The 8,065-nt window shown below is 54.1% G+C and carries 5 protein-coding genes, 2 pseudogenes and 1 riboswitch; of the genes and pseudogenes, 6 read left to right on the plus strand and 1 reads right to left on the minus strand.

Annotated elements, in window-relative coordinates:
- Positions 1-178: 178 nt before the first annotated feature.
- Positions 179-323, plus strand: a riboswitch (cyclic di-AMP (ydaO/yuaA leader).
- A 67-nt stretch (positions 324-390) separates the two neighbouring features.
- The 3 genes from CPT76_RS34205 (at position 391) to CPT76_RS34215 (ending at position 3,772) form a co-directional block, all read left to right on the plus strand.
- Positions 391-1,731: a TrkH family potassium uptake protein gene (locus CPT76_RS34205; RefSeq protein ID WP_258169073.1), complete on the plus strand. Its 1,341-nt coding sequence runs from the start codon at positions 391-393 to the stop codon at positions 1,729-1,731.
- An 87-nt stretch (positions 1,732-1,818) separates the two neighbouring features.
- Complete coding sequence (locus tag CPT76_RS34210; RefSeq protein WP_105446080.1) at positions 1,819-2,490, plus strand: potassium channel family protein; 672 nt, start codon at positions 1,819-1,821, stop codon at positions 2,488-2,490.
- A gap of 19 nt (positions 2,491-2,509) precedes the next feature.
- Complete coding sequence (locus tag CPT76_RS34215; RefSeq protein ID WP_105446081.1) at positions 2,510-3,772, plus strand: cation:proton antiporter; 1,263 nt, start codon at positions 2,510-2,512, stop codon at positions 3,770-3,772.
- Positions 3,773-3,844: 72 nt separating this feature from the next.
- On the opposite strand, the pseudogene CPT76_RS34220 reads toward CPT76_RS34215, so the two are convergent.
- Positions 3,845-4,746 (minus strand): annotated as a pseudogene (locus CPT76_RS34220) (LysR family transcriptional regulator).
- A gap of 496 nt (positions 4,747-5,242) precedes the next feature.
- On the opposite strand from CPT76_RS34220, the gene CPT76_RS34225 reads away from it, so the two are divergent.
- The 3 genes and pseudogenes from CPT76_RS34225 to CPT76_RS34235 form a co-directional block, all read left to right on the plus strand.
- Entirely contained in the window at positions 5,243-5,911 is a 669-nt protein-coding gene (locus CPT76_RS34225) for a succinate dehydrogenase cytochrome b558 subunit (protein ID WP_105446082.1), read from the plus strand.
- A gap of 15 nt (positions 5,912-5,926) precedes the next feature.
- Positions 5,927-7,671 (plus strand): annotated as a pseudogene (gene sdhA / locus CPT76_RS34230) (succinate dehydrogenase flavoprotein subunit).
- A 16-nt stretch (positions 7,672-7,687) separates the two neighbouring features.
- Positions 7,688-8,065 (plus strand): 2Fe-2S iron-sulfur cluster-binding protein (locus tag CPT76_RS34235; RefSeq protein ID WP_258169074.1); only part of this gene is annotated, 378 nt, incomplete at its 3' end.

An 8,065-nucleotide genomic window follows, 5' to 3' on the forward strand; every position in this document is an offset into this window, starting at 1 on the left:
ACCAGTATACCCTGAAAATAGTGGTGAAAAAACGATGAAAATCAAGGAAAGCTATCGAAAAGAGAAGATAACCGCAGACCGTGTCCACCTGCATTGCGAATCAGGCTGTTTTCCATCCAATTCATCAGAAAAAGGCCTTTGTGAAGTCCTACAATAAAGATTATAATTTTGATGCAAATGAATAAGAACGCCGAATTTCCAAGTGAAAACGGGGGAACCAATTTTTTGGGGTGAATTTCGTTGGGACGGTTTAGTCCGCGAATAGGGCAACCTGTGCATGCCCGAATCCGTCAGCTAACCTCGTAGGCGTCGTGCATGCAGGAGCCAAACCGAAAGGCATTGGATTTCCGATGCTTTTTTTCTTTTGACTTTTTTAAAGAGGTGAATGTATTGATTGGGAAATGGAAGTGGTTCCGGCTGGCCCCTCCGCAAGTATTAACGCTCGGTTTTGCGGCCATTATTTTGATCGGAGCCATACTGCTCACCTTGCCGATTTCGAACACGACGGGTAAGCCGCTGAATTTTATGGATGCCTTGTTTACGGCAACCTCGGCGACCTGCGTGACCGGTTTGGTTGTCAAAGATACGGGGCTGTATTTCAGCACGTTCGGTCAAGTCGTCATCATGCTGCTGATCCAGATCGGCGGGCTCGGATTTATGACGATGGCCACGCTGATCGCCCTGGTGTTCAAGCGCCGGATTTCGCTCCGGGACCGGCTCCTGCTGCAGGAAGCGATGAATCAGAACACGATGGAAGGTATCGTCCGCCTGATTCGGAAAGTCATATTTTTTTCGTTGACGATCGAAGGCTGCGGAGCACTGCTGCTCGCCATCCGGTGGTCGTTCGATATGCCTCTTGGAAAAGCGATCTATTTTGGAATATTTCATGGCGTGTCCATGTTCAATAATGCGGGATTTGACCTGTTCGGCCATTTTAACAGCCTGACGGGATTTGTATACGACCCGCTCGTCAATTTTGTCGTGATGTTTCTGATTGTTTCCGGCGGCATCGGCTTTATCGTCATGTCCGACCTGGTAGATTACCGGGTAAACCGGAAGTTGTCGCTCCACACGAAAGTGGTGCTGTCCATGACCGGCGCCCTGATCGTGATCGGAGCGGTCGTCATCTTTATCTTCGAATTCACGAATCCCAAGACGCTCGGTTCGCTGAACTGGGGCGGCAAAATTCTCGCCTCGCTGTTCCAGTCGGTTACGCCGCGGACGGCCGGGGCGAATACGCTGGACCTGGCAGGCATGCGCCAGGCGTCGCAATTTTTTACGATCATTCTGATGTTTATCGGCGCTTCGCCGGGCTCCACGGGGGGCGGGATCAAGACCACGACGTTCACCATTCTTGTCGGTGCGGTGATTGCGATGATCCGCGGGCGTGATGACATCGTCATCTACCGTTACCGTCTGGCGCAGGAGCGAATTTTTAAAGCGTTGACCATTACGTTCCTGGCCTTGTTCCTGGTCGTCGGCGTGTCCATGATTTTGTCTACGACGGAAGACAGCAGCTTCTTGATGATCCTTTACGAGACAACGTCGGCTTTCGGCACGGTGGGATTGACCCTCGGGTTGACGCCGCATTTGTCCTTGATCGGGAAAATCCTGATCTGTCTAACGATGTTTGCCGGGCGTCTCGGACCCTTGACTTTCGCTTATGCGCTCGGCCCTAAGAAAGGCAAAGAGCTGTACCGGCATCCCGAAGGCAAAATCATTATCGGGTAACCGGGCTTGGATGATTCAAAGTTTCCATATTATCAAAGTCATCATATATAAAATCAACATTAAGGGATAAGGAGCATCTGGAGAGAAATGAAAACACAGCAGTTTGTCGTCATCGGTTTGGGGCGGTTCGGCTCAAGCCTGGCCATGGAGCTTATGGATTTGGGTTACGAGGTGCTTGGGGTGGATATTAATGAAGAAGTAGTCAATGACATGAGCGAGCATTTGACCTACGCCGTGGTGGCGGATGCAACCGACGAGGAGGTTCTCAAATCGCTGGGAATCCGTAACTTTGACTGCGGGGTCGTGGCGATCGGAGACGATATCCAGATGAGCATTCTTGCCGCGATCCTGCTGAAGGAACTGGGCGTTCAGACCGTAGTGGCGAAGGCCATCTCCATGCTGCACGGCAAAGCCTTGTCCAAGCTGGGCGTGGACCGGGTGATCTACCCGGAGCGGGATATGGGCATCCGGGTGGCGCACCAGCTCGTGACGCCGAATTTGCTGGATTACATCGAGCTGTCCAAAGATTACAGCATTGTGGAGATGACCGTACCGCAATGCCTGAACGGTAAGACGCTCAGCGAAGTCAATACGAGAGCACGGTACGGATGCAGCATTGTTGCGCTCCATCGTACCGAGGGAGTCATCGTTGCGCCGACGGCGATGGACCAGCTGCATACAGGCGACATCATGGTCATCATCGGCTCCAACAGCAATATCGACCGCTTCGAGAGCGAAGCGGTGAACGTCAAATCGTAAATCCGGAAGTGAGACAGACATGGAATCCCCGACGACCGAAATGATTCATCACATTTTAATACTGCTGCTGTTTATCATTGCCGTCGGCATGCTGTCCGGAAGACTGGCCTCCTGGCTCAGGCTTCCGGACGTTGCTGTGTTTATCGTGGCAGGCATGCTGCTTGGGCAGGGGCTGCATCTGATCAACGAGGCAAGCAGCTCGCTTATCAACCAGCTGATCCTCTCCGTCGGCTCGGCGCTCATTCTGTTTGACGGCGGCCGGAACCTGAAGCTGAGCGGGCTGCGGAAGGTATGGATCACGCTCTCCATGCTGAGCGTTCCCGGCGTCATCGTCACGACCTTGATCGTCGGAGCTGCCGTGCATTACCTGTTCGGGCTGGACTGGCTTTTTGCCTTCCTGGCTGCCGCCGTCATTGCCTCGACCGACCCCGCTTCGATCATTCCTGTGTTCAAGCAGGTGACGATTAAGGAAAGGGTCCGGGAGACGGTAGAGAGTGAGTCTGCCTTCAACGACGCGACCGGGTCGATTCTGACCTTTGCGCTGCTGGCCGCGGTGACGGGAAGCGGTTCCTTACATATCGGGACGATGGGCTGGGATTTCGTGAAAACCGCCGTCGGCGGCATTCTCGTCGGCGCTGTCATATCTATGATTCTTACGTATCTCGTTGCCCATTTCCGGCTTGGCGTTCTGAAAGACTACACGACGATCACGATGATCGTCGTCGCACTTTCTTCTTATTTAATAGGGGACCTTATTCATGTCAGCGGATTTATGGCGACCTTCGTGGCCGGACTGATCTGGGGGAACGCGGATACGTTCGGGCTGTCAATGGACGATAAGCTGGAGGAGACCGCGTCGTTTGCGGACAATACGAGCGTCATGATGCGGATGCTGATTTTCATCCTGCTCGGCAGCCAGGTCAACTTCCGGGTGCTTGGCGACTACTTCTGGCCAAGCCTGGCGGCGGTCCTGGTGCTGATGGTCATCGCCCGGCCCATCACGATTCTGCTCTGCGCCCTGCCCGACCGCAAGGTCAAATGGTCCTGGCGCGAGCTGCTGTTCATGATGTGGGTCCGGGAGACCGGGGTCATTCCGGCCGCCCTTTCGGGCATGATCGCCGGCATGGGCGTAGCCCACGCTGATGTCATCTCGGCCGTGACGTTCATGGCGATCATGCTGACGATTCTGCTGCAGGCCAGCACCACGGGACTTGTCGCCCGCAAGCTGGGCCTTGAGGTCAAGGCAGAGCCGGCGGCTTCTAGGCCCGTGGGGCAGAAATAGCCTGTAACATGATACGAGCCGTCAGGAACGGGGGAATCCCGTCTAGACGGCTCGTCATTTGCCGGCACCGCGTCATTCATCCCGGGTGCGGCCGAAAATCTTTTTCGTTTCTTCAATCCAGCGGCGTGCCCCGGCGCTCAGTCCCCCGTTTTCGGAGTAGACAAGCGAGGTGGTGCGCCGTGTTTCCTGCAGATCGGGAATATGAAGAATCGCCAGGTCGTTGTCGTCCAGCAGCTGACTGCGCAAATACGACTTCGGCAGCAGTGCCGCCGCCCTGCAGGCGGGCAGAAGCCGGACGATCGCTTCAAACGAATCCATTTCCATCCGGATGTCCGGCACGACGCCGGCCCGGTGGAACAATTCGTCGGTCAATTTCCGGTACCACGTTCCGGTTGAGAAAATAATCATCGGCAGGCCGTGAAGCATGTCCATGCTCACGTTATCCTGGCCGCACAGCCTGTGATTGCGGGGAAGCACCAGCTCCAGGTGGTCGTCGAACAGCGGTGTGCAGCTCAGGCCGGGCTCTTCGATTGAAGAGGCGACGATGCCTGCGTCCAGCTTCTTGTCGCGGACGGCCGACACGATTTCGTGCGTTTTCCCGGTGACCAGCTTCAGCTCAGCGGAAGGGTGCTTCTCCATAAACGCGTTCACCAAAGGCGGCAGCGTCGTCTGAAGCGTTGTCAGGCTGGCTCCGAGGGTCACCGAAATTTGATCGTCCCCTTTGTACTTGGCGATCATCTGCATGAACTTCTGCTGCTGCTGCCGCTGCTCCAGGGCAAAGGTATAGGCCGACTGGCCGAAGGCCGTCAGCTCAAGGCGCTTGCCGCGGCGGTTGAACAGCTGCACGCCGAGCTCGTCCTCCAGCTTGGAATTTTACGCGAGAGGGCGGGTTGGGACAAATTCAGCAGCTTCGAGGCCTTGTTCAGGCTCGACTGCTCCACCACCGTGGCGAATACATCCAAATCTTCAAACATGTCATTCATCTCCATGAAACTTTTGGACTGCAGCTGCTTGGGGTAAGATGGTTATAGGTGCGGTCTGTCTTCTGTGAAGTTACATCGACAATTGATTTGCTTTAGATATAAGAACGAATAAGCTACAGGGACTGAACACCATTATATCGCAAGAAAATCTACCGCTAAGTGCGGTCTGTCTTCTTAGAATTTACTTCGATAAGTGATTTTGTTTAGATATAAGAACGAATAAGCTTCAGAGACTAAACATCATTATATCGCAAGAAAAACTACCACTAAACGCGGTCTGTCTTCTGTGAAGTTACATCGACAATTCATTTTGTTATGCATTTACATTATAACGTTTAATAATTATATTGCAATTCCATTATAAGAAAAAAAAGAGTAACATGAAAAGTGCCACAAGTTGTTCACAGGTTAGAAAAAGGGTGGCAGAATGATGTCGAATAATGAATTATGAAAACGTTGTACTATGAAGAAAGGGGCACGTCAATTTATGAAAGGTTACTATGCCAGAAAGCTTCATTCGCTTCTTGGGGTCATTCCGCTCGCCTTGTTTTTCATCGAGCATGCCCTGACGAATTTTGGCGCATTTGAAGGAGGTCCTGAGCGGTTTAACGCCGGCGTCAAATTGCTGAACGACCTTCCGCTCATTTTCGTGCTGGAGTGGGTGCTGATTTATCTCCCGCTGATCTACCACGGCGTGTATGGGCTGTATATCGCGTATCAGGCGAAACCGAATAACGGACACTTCAATTATGAGCGCAACTGGCGTTATTTGCTGCAGCGGATTACCGGTGTCATTACGTTCGTATACATCATCTGGCACGTATTCGAAACCCGGTTCCAGATCACTCTCGGCAACGTGACCCACGAAGGGCTAGGCTCCCTTATGCACGATATCGTGACACAGCCGGTATTTTTTATCCTCTATCTGATCGGCGTCGTATCCGCGTCCTTCCACTTTGCGAACGGACTCTGGTCGTTCCTGGTCGCATGGGGAATCACGGTCGGGCCGCGCGCACAGCGGGTATCCTCGTATGTGTGCATGACGCTGTTCGTCTTGGTAGCACTGCTGTTTATTTTGTCCCTGGTTGCCTTCCGCAGAGCGGAGTTCCAGGAAGCTTCGGTATGGATTGATACCGTGAAGTCAGTTTTAAGTTAAGGAGAGTGAGCAGGCATGGCAACATCTAATATTATTATCGTGGGCGGCGGTCTGGCAGGTCTGATGGCCACCATCAAGGCAGCGGAAGCAGGCGTCCATGTTCACTTGTTTTCTTTGGTTCCGGTCAAAAGATCGCACTCCGTGTGCGCGCAGGGCGGCATCAACGGTGCCGTCAATACGAAGGGCGAGGGCGACTCGCCATGGGTTCACTTCGACGATACCGTGTACGGCGGGGACTTCCTGGCCAACCAGCCGCCGGTCAAGGCGATGTGCGAGGCGGCGCCTGGCATCATCCACTTGATGGACCGGATGGGCGTTATGTTCAACCGTACGCCGGAAGGACTGCTCGATTTCCGCCGTTTCGGGGGAACGAAGCATCACCGTACGGCGTTTGCCGGCGCAACGACCGGACAGCAGCTGCTGTACGCGCTCGACGAGCAGGTGCGCCGCCACGAAACGGAAGGCCTCGTCACGAAGCATGAGCACTGGGAATTCCTGCAGGCCGTCATCGACGACGAGGGCATCTGCCGCGGCATCTGCGCGCAGGATTTGCGCACGATGGAGATTCATACGTTCCAGGCTGACGCGGTTATTCTCGCCAGCGGCGGACCGGGGATCATTTTCGGTAAAACGACCAACTCGGTCATCAATACCGGCACCGCGGCCAGCGCCGTGTACCAGCAGGGCGTTCATTACGCCAACGGCGAATTTATCCAAATTCACCCGACAGCGATTCCGGGCGACGACAAGCTGCGCCTCATGTCCGAATCGGCCCGCGGTGAAGGCGGACGGATCTGGACGTACAAAGACGGCAAGCCTTGGTACTTCCTTGAAGAGAAATATCCGGCCTACGGCAACCTGGTGCCGCGTGACATTGCGACCCGCGAAATTTTTGACGTATGCGTCAATCAGGGACTTGGCGTCAACGGGGAGAACATGGTTTACCTCGACCTGTCCCATAAAGATCCGAAAGAGCTGGACGTCAAGCTTGGCGGCATTATCGAAATCTATGAAAAATTCGTCGGCGACGATCCGCGCAAGCTTCCGATGAAGATCTTCCCGGCGGTTCACTATTCCATGGGCGGCATGTGGGTCGATTACAACCAAATGACCAACATTCCAGGCCTGTTCGCAGCCGGCGAATGCGATTATCAATACCATGGGGCCAACCGTCTTGGAGCCAACTCGCTCGTATCGGCGATCTTCGGCGGCATGGTGGCCGGACCGAAAGCCGTGGAATACATTAAGGGAATGAAAAAATCCTCAGCTGATGTATCTTCAAGCGTATACGAACGCTATAAGAAGCAGCAGACGGACAAATACGAAGGCATCCTGAAAATGAACGGCACGGAAAATGCGTACGGGCTGCATAAGGAGCTCGGCGATATCATGACCGCCAATATGACCGTGGTCCGTTACAATAAAAAGCTGGAAGAAACGATCGCCAAAATCAAGGAACTGAAGCAGCGCTACAAAAACATCAACGTCAACGACACGTCGCGCTGGAACAATCCGGGCGCTTCGTTTACCCGCCAGCTGTGGAACATGCTGGAGTTGGCCGAGGCGATGACGCTGGGAGCACTGCTCCGCAACGAGAGCCGCGGGGCCCACTACAAGCCGGATTTCCCGGAACGCAACGACGAGGAGTTCCTCAAGACGACCAAAGCGACGTGGACACCGGATGGTCCACAAATTTCTTATGAAGCAGTGGATGTATCGCTGATCCCTCACGGATCCGCGACTACTCCAAAGACAAGTAAAGAAGGGGGATTTGACATGGCGGAAGCAACTGCATCTTCCAAAAAAGTGAAGTTTATGATAACCCGTCAAGACGGCCCGGACGCTGCTGCCTATACCGAGGAGTTCGAGCTTCCGTACCGCCCGGGGATGAACGTGATCAGCGCGCTGATGGAAATTCAGCGCAACCCGGTCAACGCCAAAGGCGAAAAGATCGCCCCGGTATGTTGGGAATCCAACTGTCTGGAAGAGGTGTGCGGCGCGTGCTCGATGGTGATCAACGGCAAGCCGCGCCAAGCGTGTGCGGCGCTGATCGATAAGCTGGAACAGCCGATCCGGATTCAACCGATGAAGACGTTCCCGGTCGTACGCGACCTTGTCATCGACCGCAGCCGGATGTTCACCGCGCTCAAGCGG

The organism is Paenibacillus sp. AR247, assembly GCF_002968895.1.
Classification (GTDB): Bacteria; Bacillota; Bacilli; order Paenibacillales; family Paenibacillaceae; genus Paenibacillus_AQ; species Paenibacillus_AQ favisporus.

Bases quoted from the DNA above. Each gene is read 5' to 3' on its own strand.
- CPT76_RS34210 (WP_105446080.1), top strand. From the start codon at position 1,819: ATGAAAACACAGCAGTTTGTCGTCATCGGTTTGGGGCGGTTCGGCTCA.
- CPT76_RS34215 (WP_105446081.1), top strand. From the start codon at position 2,510: ATGGAATCCCCGACGACCGAAATGATTCATCACATTTTAATACTGCTG.
- CPT76_RS34225 (WP_105446082.1), top strand. From the start codon at position 5,243: ATGAAAGGTTACTATGCCAGAAAGCTTCATTCGCTTCTTGGGGTCATT.